The 15,030-nt window shown below is 67.3% G+C and carries 12 protein-coding genes; 4 read left to right on the top strand and 8 right to left on the bottom strand.

Going from position 1 to position 15,030, the window contains the following annotated elements; all coding sequences use genetic code 11:
• The 4 genes from VKG81_RS15305 to VKG81_RS15290 form a co-directional block, all read right to left on the bottom strand.
• The coding region (locus tag VKG81_RS15305; protein ID WP_324397320.1) for an Fpg/Nei family DNA glycosylase at positions 1–744 on the bottom strand (744 nt) is incomplete at its 3' end.
• A 2-nt stretch (positions 745–746) separates the two neighbouring features.
• Positions 747–1,220, bottom strand: a complete 474-nt coding sequence (locus VKG81_RS15300) for a ribose-5-phosphate isomerase (RefSeq protein ID WP_324397324.1) — start codon at positions 1,218–1,220, stop codon at positions 747–749.
• A gap of 35 nt (positions 1,221–1,255) precedes the next feature.
• The gene (locus tag VKG81_RS15295; protein WP_324397318.1) at positions 1,256–2,668 is read right to left on the bottom strand and encodes a purine-cytosine permease family protein; all 1,413 of its coding nucleotides are present in this window, start codon (positions 2,666–2,668) and stop codon (positions 1,256–1,258) included.
• Between the two features lie 45 nt (positions 2,669–2,713).
• Positions 2,714–3,322, bottom strand: coding sequence for a DsbA family protein (locus VKG81_RS15290; RefSeq protein WP_324397316.1), 609 nt, complete (start codon positions 3,320–3,322; stop codon positions 2,714–2,716).
• A gap of 93 nt (positions 3,323–3,415) precedes the next feature.
• Between VKG81_RS15290 and pepN the strand changes: the two genes are divergently transcribed.
• Positions 3,416–5,998, top strand: coding sequence for an aminopeptidase N (pepN, locus tag VKG81_RS15285; protein ID WP_324397314.1), 2,583 nt, complete (start codon positions 3,416–3,418; stop codon positions 5,996–5,998).
• A 75-nt stretch (positions 5,999–6,073) separates the two neighbouring features.
• On the opposite strand, the gene VKG81_RS15280 is transcribed toward pepN, so the two are convergent.
• From VKG81_RS15280 to VKG81_RS15265, 4 genes are all read right to left on the bottom strand, one after another.
• Positions 6,074–6,802, bottom strand: a complete 729-nt coding sequence (locus tag VKG81_RS15280; RefSeq protein ID WP_324397312.1) for a class II glutamine amidotransferase — start codon at positions 6,800–6,802, stop codon at positions 6,074–6,076.
• A gap of 123 nt (positions 6,803–6,925) precedes the next feature.
• Positions 6,926–7,393, bottom strand: coding sequence for a DUF5130 domain-containing protein (locus tag VKG81_RS15275; protein ID WP_324397310.1), 468 nt, complete (start codon positions 7,391–7,393; stop codon positions 6,926–6,928).
• Positions 7,380–7,610 (bottom strand): hypothetical protein, encoded by a 231-nt coding sequence (locus tag VKG81_RS15270; protein WP_324397308.1) that lies wholly within the window; start codon positions 7,608–7,610, stop codon positions 7,380–7,382. Before VKG81_RS15270 ends, VKG81_RS15275 begins: the two co-directional genes overlap by 14 nt.
• Positions 7,611–7,636: 26 nt before the next feature.
• Positions 7,637–8,281, bottom strand: coding sequence for an HNH endonuclease (locus VKG81_RS15265; RefSeq protein ID WP_324397306.1), 645 nt, complete (start codon positions 8,279–8,281; stop codon positions 7,637–7,639).
• A 149-nt stretch (positions 8,282–8,430) separates the two neighbouring features.
• Between VKG81_RS15265 and VKG81_RS15260 the strand changes: the two genes are divergently transcribed.
• The 3 genes from VKG81_RS15260 to VKG81_RS15250 all read left to right on the top strand — a co-directional run bounded on the left by VKG81_RS15260 (position 8,431) and on the right by VKG81_RS15250 (position 15,027).
• Positions 8,431–8,829, top strand: coding sequence for a globin (locus VKG81_RS15260; protein ID WP_414685291.1), 399 nt, complete (start codon positions 8,431–8,433; stop codon positions 8,827–8,829).
• Between the two features lie 900 nt (positions 8,830–9,729).
• A complete protein-coding gene (locus VKG81_RS15255) occupies positions 9,730–12,681 on the top strand; it encodes an ornithine decarboxylase (RefSeq protein ID WP_324397304.1) in 2,952 nt (983 codons plus the stop codon).
• Between the two features lie 762 nt (positions 12,682–13,443).
• Positions 13,444–15,027 carry a glycoside hydrolase family 13 protein gene (locus tag VKG81_RS15250; protein WP_324397302.1) on the top strand — a complete coding sequence of 528 codons (1,584 nt, stop codon included), beginning with the start codon at positions 13,444–13,446 and terminating at the stop codon, positions 15,025–15,027.
• The last annotated feature ends 3 nt before the right edge of the window (positions 15,028–15,030 follow it).

Raw genomic sequence — 15,030 nt, 5'->3', positions numbered from 1 at the left:
GGTGCCGCACACACGGCAGGGCTCGCCGGCGCGGCGGTAGACGTAGGTGCGCGGGCGGCCGGGAGCATAGGACGGCGCGCCGTGGTCGTGCTCGGGCCGGACCGCCAGGATCTTGCCGCGGCGCAAGCCGATCCGCATCAGGTCCACCAGATCGGCCCAGGCCGCGTCGAACTCGTCGGCGCTGATGTCGGTGCCGGGCCGGTACGGGTCGATGCGATGGCGGAACAACAGCTCACTGCGGTACACGTTGCCGACTCCGGCGATCACGGCCTGATCCATCAGTAACGCGCCGATGGGCCTGCGCGACTTGCTGATTCGCGCCCAAGCCAACGCCGATTCGGCGTCGCGGCGCAGCGGGTCGGGACCAAGACGCGCGATCACGGCGTCGACCTGGGCCTCGTCGATCACCTCGCAGGCAGTCGGGCCGCGCAGGTCGGTGCCGAACTCGGCGCCGACCATCCGCATCCGCACCTGCCCGACCGGAAGCGGCTGCGCCTCTTCGGCCGGCACCGGCCACTCGGCGAAGGATCCGTAGAGGCCGAGGTGCACGTGCACGATCAGGCCGGTGTCGTAGTCGTGGAAAAGGTGCTTACCCCAGGCGGTGGCTTTGCGCAGCACCCGGCCGTTCACCGCGGCCGCACCGGCCGCGAAGCGGCCCTGCGGGCTGGACACCGCAACGGGATGCCCGCCGAATCGGCGTTGGTGCAGGCGGGCCAGCCGATGCAGGGTATGGCCTTCGGGCACCCTCAGGCGCCCGGCACCGGCGGGGGCTGATGGGTGCGTTCGTATTCGCTGAGAATGTCGATACGGCGCTGGTGGCGTTCGGCTTTCGACCACGGGGTGGACAGGAACACATCGATGAATGACAACGCCTCGTCGACGGTGTGCATGCGCGCGCCGATGCCCATCAGCTGGGCGTTGTTGTGCTCACGCGCCAGCGCCGCGGTCTCCGTGTTCCAGGCCAGCGCGCACCGTACGCCCGGCACCTTGTTGGCCGCGATCTGCTCGCCGTTGCCCGAGCCGCCGATCACGATGCCGAGGCTGCCCGGATCGGCGACGGTTCGCAGCGCGGCGGCGATGCAGAACGCCGGGTAGTCGTCCTCGGGGTCATAGGTGTAAGCGCCGCAGTCGATCGGCTCATGCCCGTTGTCCGTGAGGTGGTTGATGACGGCTTGTTTGAGTTCGAATCCGGCATGGTCAGAGCCGAGGTAGACGCGCATGGCGGTCATTGTGTCACCGCTTTCCGCCGATGTCCTCATGCCTCAACTGCGACCGCCGCTCCTGCCTCCGCGCGCAGCTTCGCCCGCGCCAACAGCAGATAGCAGCCGCCCGCGATCAGGAAGCCGAGGAAGAACGTGATGTCGCCGAGTTGCGGGAACATCCGGGCCAGGAAGCCCACGAACTTCTCCTGGTTCGAAAACAGCAACACCGACACCACCAGCCCGATCAGAAACGACGGCAGGCCCGGCCGGTTCGTGTACGAGCGGTCGTAGAGCATGCCGCTGACCACCTGCCCGCGCCGCAGATACTGGTCGGCGAACATCACGCCGAGCCAGGGCCCGATCCAATACGCGATGATCAGCAGGAACGCCTCATAACTTGCGGCGGCGTCGGCCAGCGCCCACCACGCGACCAGAAACCCTGCGACACCGAAGAACAACGTCACAAACGCCCGCGCGAGGTGATGCGGCAGCCGCACCCCTATCGTCACGAAAGCCATTGCACCCGAATAGATGTTGAGCGAGTTGGCCGCGACCGCACCGATCGCGATCGCCAACAGCGTGGCCTTGGCCAGCGGCGACGCCAGCTGGCTGGTGAACGCCTGCGTCGGATTGGTGGTGCCGCTGGGGCCGGCAGTCACCGACGCGGCGCCGACGACCTCCAGCACCGCACACGACAGGAACAGGCCCGCCGCGGCGAAGAAACCGGTGCGCAACGTCGACACCGTCGACGGCAGGTAGCGGGTGTAGTCGGCGGCGTACGGCGTCCAGCCCGCCGCGTAGCCGAACGCGGTGCCGACGGTGAGCAGGAAGCCGCCCGCTCCCCCGAGCCCGCCGGCGGGCGGCGGGGCGCCGAAGTCGGCCTTCGACAAGATCACCACCGACGCGAACGCGAAGATCATCGCCAGAACCGGGAAAGCCCAGCGCTCGAACGCCTGCACGAGATTGTGGCCGAAAAACGCGAACATCGTCTGGACCAGCACGATGATCACCAGCGACGGCAGCGGGCCGATGCCGAACAGCGTGCTCAGCGCGAACGCGCCGCTGACGCTGTTGGTCGCGAACCAGCCCACGCCCGCGGTGATGGACATCAGCCCGGCCGGCACCGCGTTGCCGCGGTAGCCGAACGCCAGCCTGCCCAGCACCATCTGCGGGACGCCGTGCAAAGGACCGCGGGCCGACAGCACCCAGTGCGCCGCAGCGCCCAACGCGGTGCCGATCACAATCCCGACGGTCGCCTGCCAGAAGCCCATGCCGTACGCGCTGACCGCGAGCACCCCGACGAAGATCGTCGCGAACTCGAGGTTCGGGGAAGTCCACGTCCACAACAGCTGGCTCGGATGCCCGTGGCGGTCCGCGGCGGCGATCGCCTCGTTGCCGCCCGGTTCGACGGCCACGAGCCGATCCCGATAGGTGCCGTCCGATACGGCGGGCCCGGCCACTGTCATGGGTGAACTGTGACCCGAACCGGCAGGCCCGGCAACGGCTGGCGGTCAGTCGAACTGCGGCGGCTCGGTGCGGGTGCGCTTGAGCTCCCAGAAGTGCGGGTAGGACGCGAACGTCACCGAGGCGTCCCACAGCTTGCCGGCCTCCTCGCCGCGCGGGACGCGTGACAGCACCGGGCCGAAGAAGGCCACCCCGTTGACGTGGATGGTCGGGGTGCCGACGTCCTCGCCGACCGCGTCCATCCCGGCGTGGTGGCTCTTGCGCAGCGCGTCGTCGTAGCGGTCGGTGGTCGCGGCCCCGGCGAGCTCGGCGGGCAGACCCACCTCGTCGAGCGACTCCCGGATGACCACATCGAGGTCCTTGTTGCCCTGATTGTGGATGCGCGTGCCCATCGCCGCGTACAGGGGCGCGAGCACCTCCGGACCGTTGGCCTGCTCCGCGGCGACCGCGACCCGCACCGGGCCCCACGCCCTCTTCATCAGCTCCCGGTACTCGTCGGGCACATCCTTGCCCTCGTTCAGCACGGCCAGGCTCATCACGTGGAAGTTGACCTCGATGTCGCGGACCTTCTCCACCTCGAGGATCCAGCGTGACGTGATCCAGCACCACGGGCACAGCGGGTCGAACCAGAAATCGGCGGTGTTCTTCTCGGGCATCGATCGTCCTCTCGCGGCTACGGGGTCAGAACTCTTGTGGATGGAAACTGCGGTGACGCGTCGGGTAATCCCGATCCCTATAGGTTGGGTTGCATGGCACTTCCGAACCTAACCCGCGACCAGGCCATCGAGCGCGCGGCCCTGGTGACCGTCGACAACTACCGCATCGACCTGGACCTGACCGACGGTAACGGCGCGCCCGGCGCGCGGACCTTCCGGTCGAAGACGACGGTGACGTTCGACGCGCCGGCCGGCGCCGACACCGTGCTGGACTTCGCCGCCGACACGGTGCACAGTGCCACCCTCAACGGTGTCGAGATCGACGTGTCGGGGTACGACGAATCGACCGGCATCCCGCTGACCGGCCTCGACAAGCACAACGTGGTCGTCGTCGAGGCGGACTGCCGCTATTCCAACACCGGCGAGGGCCTGCATCGGTTCGTCGACCCGGTCGACGACGAGGTGTACCTGTACTCGCAATTCGAAACCGCCGACGCCAAGCGGATGTTCGCCTGCTTCGACCAGCCGGACCTGAAGGCCACGTTCGACCTGACCGTCACCGCGCCGGCGCACTGGACGGTGGTGTCCAACGGCGCCGTCGAGGGGACCCGCGCCGCCAGCGACGCGAAGACGCACACCTTCGTCACCACGCCGCGGATGAGCACCTACCTGGTCGCGCTGATCGCCGGCCCGTACACCCGGTGGGACGACACCTACCGCGACGAGCACGGCGAGATCCCGCTGGGCCTGTACTGCCGCGCGTCGCTCGCCGAGTTCATGGACGCCGATCGGCTGTTCACGCAGACCAAAGAGGGCTTCGGCTTCTACCACCGCAACTTCGGCGTGCCGTACGCGTTCGGGAAGTACGACCAGCTGTTCGTGCCGGAGTTCAACGCGGGTGCGATGGAAAACGCCGGTGCGGTCACGTTTTTGGAGGACTACGTGTTCCGCAGCAAGGTCACCAGGGCGTCGTATGAGCGGCGCGCCGAGACGGTGCTGCACGAGATGGCGCACATGTGGTTCGGCGACCTGGTCACGATGGCCTGGTGGGACGACCTGTGGCTCAACGAGTCGTTCGCGACGTTCGCGTCGGTGCTGTGCCAGGCCGAGGCCACCGAGTTCACCCAGGCGTGGACGACGTTCGCCAATTCCGAGAAGTCGTGGGCGTACCGGCAGGACCAGCTCCCGACCACGCACCCGGTGGCCGCCGACATCCCCGACCTGGCCGCCGTCGAGGTCAACTTCGACGGCATCACCTACGCCAAGGGCGCCAGCGTGCTCAAGCAACTGGTGGCATACGTCGGCCTGGAGAACTTCCTGGCGGGGCTGCGCGATTACTTCCACGCCCACGCGTTCGACAACGCGAGGTTCAGCGACCTGCTGAGCGCACTCGAGAAGGCGTCGGGCCGCGACCTGTCGGACTGGGGCAACCAGTGGCTGAAGACCACGGGCCTGAACACGCTGCGGGCGGACTTCGATCTCGACGGCGATGGCCGGTTCACCCGGTTCGCGATCCGGCAGGGCGGCGCCCAACCGGGTGCGGGCGAAACGCGGGTGCACCGGCTGGCCGTCGGCGTCTACGACGACGACGGGTCGGGCAAGCTGGTGCGGGTGCACCGCGAGGAGCTCGACGTCGACGGTGAACTCATCGAAGTACCCGCGCTGCAAGGTGTTTCACGGGGGAAGCTGATGCTGGTCAATGACGACGACCTGACGTACTGCTCGCTGCGTCTGGACGAGGAGTCGCTGGCCACCGCGCTGGGCCGCATCGCCGACATCGCCGAGCCGCTGCCCCGCACACTGGTGTGGTCGGCGGCCTGGGAGATGACTCGCGACGCGGAGCTGCGCGCCCGCGATTTCGTGGCGCTGGTCGGCTCCGGCGTGCAGGCCGAGACCGAGGTGGGGGTCGCGCAGCGGCTGCTCATGCAGGCACAGACCGCGCTGGGCGCCTACGCGGAGCCGGGCTGGGCAGGCGAACATGGCTGGCCGGAGTTCGCCGACCGCCTGCTGGAGCTGGCCCGCGGCGCCGAGCCGGGCTCGGACCACCAGCTCGCGTTCGTCAACGCGCTGTGCTCGTCGGTGCTGCAACTGCGGCACATCGAGGTGCTCTCGGCGCTGCTCGACACCGATCCCGCCGAGCGCGGGCTGCCCGGGCTGGTGATCGACACCGACCTGCGCTGGCGCATCGTGACCGCCCTGGCGAGGTCCGGCGTGATCGACGCCGGCGGCCCCGCCACTCCGCTCATCGACGCCGAGGCGCAGCGCGACCCGACCGCAGCCGGCAAGCGGCACGCGCGGCAGGCGTCGGCGGCGCGGCCGCGGGAGGAGGTCAAGGAGAAGGCGTGGACCGAGGTGATCGAGGACGACACGCTGCCCAACATCATCGGGCGGGCAATCATCGCGGGCATCGCCGCGCCGGGCCAGGCCGAGCTCCTCAAGCCGTTCACGGCGCGTTACTTCGAGGCGATCCCCGGCGTGTGGGAGCGACGCTCCAGCGAGGTCGCCCAGACCGTGGTGGTCGGTTTGTACCCGTCGTGGGACATCAGCGACGACGGGATCGCGGCGGCCGACGAGTTCCTGGCCGGCGATATCGCGCCGGCCCTGCGCCGACTGGTGGTGGAGGGTCGCGCAGGGGTGGAGCGGTCCCTGCGGGCACGCACGTTCGACGCCGGCTAGCGGTATGACGATCTGTTCCCATCGGTCGCCGGAGCGGCCACGAACGCCTTGCGGACACCGTACCGTGACCCCACGCTAGGCGGGTGTGGTCGGCGCGAAAGTCCGTTCGTCGATGTCGTCGCCGATGACAAGCGCGGTTCCCGCGGGGACTTCCCGCCACAGGCCGGGCAGATCGGCCAGCGGCTCGGACACCACCACGCGGGCGGCGGCGCCGAAGTGGGCCAGCCGCTCGTTCTCCGGATACAGCATGCGCACCGACGCGGCGTCCTCGCTCACAAACAACGTGTTGACCTCCGAGCCGGAGGCGTAGCGTGCCGCGTACAACCGCACTCCGTCGCTGACACCGACTGTCATCTGCAGGGCGGGGCCGGTCATGCCCGCCTTTTCAGCGGTGGCCTCAACGAAGCCGGCCATGCGCTGCAGGCCACCGATCGGGTCTTCCTCCAGGCCGAAGGTCAGGGCGAGGTGAAACATCAACTCCGAGTCGGTGGATCCGGCAATGTTGGTGAACAAGTCCGGACGCACGGCGAACAACAGGTCGCGGCGCAGTATGTCGTAGCCCGCTACGTACCCGTTGTGGACGAACAGCCAGTTGCGGTAGCGAAACGGGTGACAGTTGGTCTGCTGCACCGGTGTTCCCGTTCCGGCCCGAACATGGGCGAGAAACAGCGGAGAACGGATTTCGGCGGCCAACTCCATCAGGTTCTCGTCGCCCCACGCCGGGGTGATGCTGCGGAACAGCGCCGGTTGGTCGCGATGTTCGTACCAGCCGAGCCCGGTCCCGTCCCCGTTGGGAATGGCCATGTTCGGCGCGTGCCGGCGGCTTTGCTCTATCAGAGACCGCTGAGGATCGTGCAACAGTTCCCGGGGCGCGATCGGCGCGCCGAGGTAGGCGACCCAGCGGCACACGCGACTCCCTTCCAGATCCTAGGGCGGCGAGATACCCGCGCCGAGCACGCGCACGCCGCTGATCAGCCCGTCCATCAGGTTGCCCTCCTTGAACGCCGACGCCGCCGCGGCCACGCCCAGCGGCGCGACCGATTCGGCACCGCGGCCCTTCACCCCCGCGCCGTAGACGACCTCGATGGCGTGCTGGTCCGGCGACACCGCCAGCAGCACCGCGTCGTTGGGCGTCGGCACCAGGGCCAGGATCTCGCGGGCCCGGGCGGCGGTGTCCGCGCCGAGATCGCCGAGGTAGACGGCCAGCCGGGCCCTGGAGTCCCGGGTGCCGTACGCCAGCGCGTCGTCGAGCCTGACGAGATCCATGATCGGGAACGGGTACTCAAGCGACAGGTCGCCCGGCTGGGTGACTCCCGAGATGCGTCCGCTGGAGGTGACGACGAAGCCCGGCGGCAGTTCCGGTTCGGGGATGGTTGCCAGTTCACCACTTACCACTGGCGCCACCTCCAACCGTCAGATCCTCGGGGTGCCCGTGCGGATCGCCGACACGTTCGTCGACCGCCGCCCACAGGATCGGCGCGTGGGTCCAGGGCTCGGACAGTTTGTAGGTCGGCGGGCGCGGTTCTTTGCGGGACCAGATCAGCGCCACAAGTATCAGCACCAGCAACAGCGGGATGCCCACGAAGAACGCGTGTACCTGGAGAATGCTCACGCCGCAAACCGTATCGCAGACGCCGGTTACGCCGCGCCCTCACCCAGGTATCGCACCCAGGCGGGATCGAGTTCCTTGACCGTCGACAGCAGTCGCCAGTGCTGCCCTCTGGGCGGCGTCGGGACGGACCGCAATGCCCAGCCCAGCTCCGACAGCAGCCGGTCGGCCTTGCGGTGGTTGCAGGTGGAGCAGCTTGCGACGCAGTTCTCCCAGGAGTGGTCGCCGCCGCGGCTGCGCGGAACGACGTGGTCGACCGTGTCGGCCTTCGTGCCGCAATACGCGCAGCGGAACCGGTCACGGTGCATCAGGGCGGCGCGCGTCAGCGGAACGCGGGCCCGGTAGGGGACCCGTACGTACGACCGCAGCCGGATCACCGACGGCACCACGATCGTGCGAGTGGCCGAGTGGATGACCGGACCCGACGGGTCGTCGTGCACAACGTCGGCCTTGCCGCACAGCAGCATCACGATCGCGCGGCGCATCGTCAGCGCGGTCAGCGGTTCGTAGGTGGAGTTCAGCAGCAGCACCCGGCGACGGCCCCAGATGGACGCGCTCTCGGCGGCCGGGTGCTGGGTGTCGACGCTGTGCAGAGCGCGCTCGGTCACGGGGCCGGTGTAACCCGCCGGGGCACCGTGATGGCGGTGGCCACGGCTCCTCTTGCGCTGCGGCATGTGTCCTCCGCCGACCAGTTCACCATGGATCCGGGCACAGCGCACGACAATTCTGTTCGTGTTCGCAGGTCAACTGGTGAACATCGGGTGACGGCAAAGACGGTTGCCCGCGCGGCGGCCTCCGCACCGGATGGACCACAATGGGCGTAATGGACCAGGTCGAGCAGCAGTCTTTCTATGACGCCGTGGGTGGGGCGCAGACGTTCCGGGCCATCGTCTCGCGGTTCTACGCGCTGGTGCGCGAGGACGAGATATTGCGTCCGCTGTATCCGGAAAACGAGCTCGACGCCGCCGAGCAACGGCTGCGGATGTTCCTGGAGCAGTACTGGGGCGGCCCCCGCAGCTATTCCGAGCAGCGCGGCCACCCCCGGCTGCGGATGCGGCACGCGCCGTTCCGCATCGGCCCGTTCGAGCGGGACGCCTGGTTGCGCAACATGCACATCGCGGTCGCCGAGATCGACGCGGAGACCCTCGACGACGAGCACCGCAAGGAGCTGCTGGCCTATCTTGAGATGGCCGCTCACTCAATGGTTAACTCTGCCTGGTGATTTACTCGGCATCTCAAAGATAGTCCCTCGCGCTACGCGTAAACGGGCCGTCAGGGCCAAAACGCCTCGGGCATACGATCCTGAGCCACAGCGGCACTCCGGTATCGACTGCGCGGTTCTCCCACTCGATTTGGTAGTGCTTCGCCCAGGTCTTCTGAACACCCATTTAGGTCTTGTTCCCCCGTTGCTCTCCAGATCGGACGAATGGTCAGGCAGCGATACCGGTACGGGCGGCGCTTTTGGGTTGTCGAGCGGCCAGACAGGTCAGGCAGACGCGGTTCCCGGTGCCCCAGATAGCGGTGTTCTGGTCGGGCTCTCCTGTCATAGACAGGGGATGATCCCTCCGAGTCTTCGCGACGGCACGTTTTGGTTTCTGCTCGCACCCCCGCCGGGGCTGGCCCACGCTGCACGCTATTGCACGATAGTTGCACGACAAGTGTTTTGGTGAGCTAGATAACTACTCTCACCTGCTCAAACACTGGTGAGCGATACTGGGATTGAACCCAATTTCATTGGCAGTCGGAACGACTACGCGCTTGCGGCCAGATCGTGGCCGCTCGGCCTCGCGCCAGGCCGTACTGCGCCTTACCCTACCGAGCCCGACAGCGCGACCCTGCGCAGCCGCGGCGCCTTCAAAGGCCTGTGCTGGCCGGACGCACGCCAGGCCGCCAACGCGATCGCCACCGAATATCTTCTTCTACGGCGGCGCCGACCCGCGCACCGCGGCCGCAGTTAACCAACCCGACGAGACCACGCCCCGATAACCACCCCGATCAAAAATGCGCTCGCACTGGATCGGAACCAGCGCGGCTGCGGCGTCGCCGAAAACAGTTGTTGAACTGCGGCGTCGGCCTAGCCTTGAGAGCATGGCGATCATCCTTACCGGGGTGGAGGCTCACCATGGTTGACGTAAACCCGCATGCCTATAACAGCGCCTGGCAGTTCCGGGCGGACACTTGGTGCCGGCTCGAAGAGGCGAGCTTGCGGCTGTCGCACGCCGCCGCGCAGGGGCGTGATACCGCGCCGCTTGTCGAGACGGTGGAGGGCCTGCTCGCTCAGCTGCGGCCATTCGAACGCTACTGGGCATTTCCCGGTATCCAGGTGTTCGCGCACATGCAACGTCAGTTCGCCACCGGCGGTTATGACACGTTCGGCCGGACGGTCGCCAAAATCAATCGTGCGTTGGTCACCGAGTCCTACCGCGCCGGCACGGCGGCATCACCCCTGGAGGGCGAGAGCGAGGCCCTGAGCGTGGGCGGCGCCGCCACCGCCGAGGACCTCGCCCATCCCCGCCGGTCCGCGCGCCCGTACTTCGAGCTGCTACTCGTCGCGGTCATGACCGAGGCCCAGGAGCGGGCGCTGGCCAGCGAGATCCGCAGCTGGCGCCGCCCCGATGACGCGTTTATCTACGAGCTCGTGGTGGTCGGCAGCGGTGACGAGGCGGTGGTCGCCGCCCGGCTGAACCCGAATCTGCAGGCGTGCGTGATAACGCGGCGATTCTCGCATCGCTCGCGGCGGGATCTGTCGGCGCTGGCGCACTTCGTCGACGCCCACGTGTCCGAAGACCTCGCGGATCATACTGCCGAGGAGCGGGCGGAGATCCTGGCCCGAGCGATCACCGAGTCTCGCCCCGAGATCGACCTGTATTTAACAACCGAGCTCGAGGTGGAGGACGTCGCTGCCCGGCTGGGCCCGCACTTTCGCCGGGTGTTCCACGCCGGGGAAGGCACGCTTGATATGCACCTGTCCGTGCTGGAGGGTGTCGCGGCCCGGTACCGGACCCCGTTCTTCTCCGCCTTGCGGGAATACAGCCACCGGCCGACCGGGGTTTTTCATGCGCTGCCCATTTCGCAGGGCAAATCCATCGTGAAGTCGCACTGGATTGCCGACATGCTGGATTTCTACGGGCTGGAACTGTTTTTGGCGGAGACCTCGGCCACCTGCGGGGGGCTGGACTCGCTGCTGGAGCCGACCGGGCCACTGCGGGACGCGCAGCGGCTCGCGGCCAAGACGTTCGGATCGCGACAGACCTACTTCGTGACCAACGGCACCTCGACGGCCAACAAGATTGTCGAACAGGCGTTGGTCGCGCCGGGTGACATCGTGCTGGTCGACCGGAACTGCCACCAGTCCCATCATTACGGGCTCCTGATGTCCGGCGCCCAGGTCACGTATCTGGACGCCTACCCCCTCAATCAGTACTCGATGTATGGGGCGGTGCCGCTGCGCGAGATCAAATCTCGGCTACTGGCCCTGCGCGCGGCCGGCAAGCTAGACCGAGTCAAGCTGCTGACGCTCACCAACTGCACCTTCGACGGGATTGTGTACGACGTCGAGCGGGTGATGGAGGAATGCCTGGCGATTAAGCCCGACCTCGTCTTCCTGTGGGACGAAGCCTGGTTCGCCTTCGCACGGTTCCACCACATCTACTGCAAACGCACGGCGATGCACGCGGCGCGGGCGATCCGGGAGCGGCTGCGATCGCCCGAGTATCGGTTGGCCTACCTCGAGTACGCCGAACAGGTCGCCGACGCCGATGACGAGACGCTGCTGGAGCAGCGCCTCATGCCCGATCCCGCGGGTGCCCGCGTCCGGGTCTACGCCACTCAGTCCACCCACAAGACGTTGACCTCGCTGCGGCAAGGCTCGATGATCCATGTCTTTGACCAGGACTTCGATCAGAAGGTGCTGGAGCCCTTCCACGAGGCGTACATGGCGCACACCTCGACCTCGCCGAACTATCAGATTCTGGCTTCCCTCGACATAGGCCGCCGGCAAGCCGATCTGGAGGGCGCGGAGCTGGTCCAAAAGCAGGTCGAAAACGCGATGCAACTGCGCGACGCGATCGACAAGCACCCATTGCTGAGCAAGTACATGCATTGCCTGTCGACGGCGGAGATGATCCCGGCGCGGTTCCGCCCCTCCGGCCTTGACCAGCCGCTGCGCACCGGTCTGCGCAACATGACCACGGCATGGGCGCAGGACGAGTTCGTTCTCGACCCGAGCCGAACCACCCTATACATCGGTGCCACCGGAATCGACGGCGACACCTTCAAGCGCACCGAGTTGATGGAGCGCTATGGGGTGCAGATCAACAAGACGACCCGCAACACGGTGCTGTTCATGACGAACATCGGCACCACCCGCAGCTCGGTGGCCTACCTGGTGGAGATCCTGGTCAAGATTGCCCAAGAACTCGACGATCGGATCGGTGAGATGTGCTTGACCGATCAGGCGCATCACGAGCGAGCAGTACAGCGGCTGACCACCCCGTCGGCGCCGCTACCCGACTTCAGCGGATTCCACACCTGCTTCCTCGAACGCAACGGCCAGGAAAACCAAGGAAGCCCATCCACGCCCGACGGCGACCTGCGCCGGGCTTTCTACCTCGGCTACGACGACAGCCTGTGCGAATACCTGACTAGCGATGAGGTGGAAGAGAAAATGGAGTCCGGCCAACAGGTGGTCTCCGCCACCTTTGTGACCCCGTATCCGCCGGGCTTTCCCGTCCTGGTCCCCGGCCAGGTCTTCAGTCGGCAGATCCTGTCCTTCATGCGCAGCCTGGACACCACCGAAATCCACGGATACCGGCCACATCTCGGCTTTCGCGTCTTCACCGCAAAGGCCCTGGAAATGGCCGAGACGAGTGCGCGTCCCTGGAGTCGACTGGGTGATGCTCGCCAGATTCCCAGTGGCGCACGACTCCATCTCGACGCGGAAAGCCCGGCAGCTCAACCCAAGCCGCAACTTTCTCCTGTCGTTCAGCCAGAACGTCAATCAGCGGATCCGCCGTCTTCGGCCGGTCCGACGGCCCCGGAGCCTACCGGTCCGGCAGAGCCGCGTGGACGATGAGCAAGCCCTCCACTGTCGCCAAGCGCCATCAGGTCGTCATCACCGGGTCCGGATTCGCTGACCTGACCGCGGCCAAGGCAACGTAGCGGGCCGACGTCAATGCCACCGTCATCTCGAAGATGACCAGCCACTCTATTCCAGCCACTGCCCTAGCAGCGGATGGCGGCGTCGACGCGGCACGACGCCGGGTGACGTTTAGGTCTGTTCGTGTCGGTGGTGACGGGCAGAATCGCGACGCGCTAGCCTGTGCGTTGGACGGATACAACTACACAGACGTGAGAGCGGGGCGGCTGCCCTGAGACGACCACCCCGCCTGCACTACCTCCAACCTTATGGAGACTCCCAACTGAGGGTCAGTGTGATCCTCAGCCGGAAACGGCGTCTGCTTCGCCGTTTCAAGGGAGACATCACCTCCTTTCTTGTCCAGAGGTGACCTACCGAAGCCCCCGTTCGCAGCGGGGGCTTCGGCGTATAACGCTAGGCGAAAAGGGTGACAGTTCTCAGGGGTACAAGGTCGCCCCGGCGTGTCGTGGTGGCGTGGATCACATTTTGCGCCGGGTAGCGCAACGGTCTGACCTTACGTCATACCGGCGAGTTGACGAGTAGCTGACTCCAAGATATTCAGCACTACAGCGCATGCTGCTGACCTTATTTCCGCTGGTCATGCACAGCGCTGACTGAGCCGTAGTGCTGGCCTATCTGGAGATGGCCGCGCACTCGATGGTCAACTCGCCGTTCTGATGTCGGGCACAATGGGCGCTCGTGACTGACTCCAGCACGGCGCCGTGGTGGTCGCGCGCGGTTTTCTACCAGGTGTATCCGCGGTCGTTCGCCGACAGCGACGCTGACGGAGTCGGTGATCTCGACGGCATCGCCGCCCACCTGGACTATCTCGGCGCGCTCGGCGTGGACGCCATCTGGCTCAACCCGGTCACCGTCTCCCCGATGGCCGACCACGGCTACGACGTGGCCGACCCCAGGGACGTCGACCCGCTGTTCGGCGGCATCGAGGCGCTGGACCGGCTGATCGCCGCGGCCCATCGGCGCAACATCAGGGTGACCATGGACCTGGTGCCCAACCACACCAGCTCACAGCATCCGTGGTTCGTCGCCGCGCTGGCGGCCGCGCCGGAAACCGATCTGCGCGCGCGTTACATCTTCCGGGACGGGACCGGCCCCAAAGGCGACCGTCCCCCCAATAACTGGGTGTCGGTGTTCGGCGGCCCCGCCTGGACGCGGGTGACCGAGCCCGACGGCACCCCCGGTCAGTGGTATCTGCACCTATTCGACGCCGAGCAGCCGGACCTCAACTGGGAAAACCCGGAAGTGTTCGAGGACTTCGAGAAGACGCTGCGGTTCTGGCTGGATCGCGGCGTCGACGGCTTCCGCATCGACGTCGCCCACGGCATGGCCAAGCCGCCCGGCCTGCCGGACATGAAAAACCCGGACATCGAGATGCTCAAGCTCGACGACGACGACCCCCGGTTCAACCACGACGACGTTCACGACATCCACCGCGGCATCCGCTCGGTGCTCAACGACTATCCGCACGCGGTCGCGATCGGCGAGGTGTGGGTGTTCGACAACGAGCAGTTCGCCAAGTACCTGCGGCCCGACGAGCTGCACCTGGGCTTCAATTTCCGGCTGGTGCGCGCCGAGTTCGACGCGGCCGGGCTCAAGCACGCGATCGAGAACTCGCTGGCGGCCGCCGCCATCGAAGGCGCCACACCGACCTGGACCTTGTCCAACCACGACGTCGACCGCGAGGTCACCCGCTACGGCGGCGGGGCGACGGGCCTGGCGCGGGCGCGGGCGATGGCGTTGGTCATGCTCGCGCTGCCCGGCGCGGTGTTCGTCTACAACGGCGAGGAACTCGGCCTGGCCAACGTCGAGCTGCCCGACGAGGCGCTCCAGGACCCGGTGTGGGAGCGCTCCGGGCGTACCGAACGCGGCCGCGACGGCTGCCGGGTGCCGCTGCCGTGGAGCGGCGACGCTCCCCCGTTCGGGTTCTCGGCCAACCCGGACACGTGGCTGCCGATCCCGCCGCAGTGGGCGTCGCTGACCGTGGAGCGCCAGCTTGCCGACCCCGATTCGACGCTGGCGTTCTTCCGTGAGGCGCTGCGGCTGCGTGCGCGACGGCCGGAGTTCACCGGTTCGTCGATCGAATGGGTCGACAGCCCGGCCGACGCGCTGGTGTTCCGGCTGCGCGACCGGGGGCTGCTCTGCGCTCTCAACGCGGGCGACAGGCCCGTCCCGCTGCCCAGCGGTGAGGTGCTGCTCGCCAGCCGGCCGGTCGGCGACGGCGTACTGCCGCCCGACACCGCCGCGTGGCTGGCCTGCCGTTAGCCG

It is taken from the genome of Mycobacterium sp., assembly GCF_035314905.1.
GTDB lineage: Bacteria > Actinomycetota > Actinomycetes > Mycobacteriales > Mycobacteriaceae > Mycobacterium.
The sequence above is the reverse complement of the archived record's forward strand: the minus strand, read 5'-3'. Positions and strand labels throughout refer to the sequence as shown.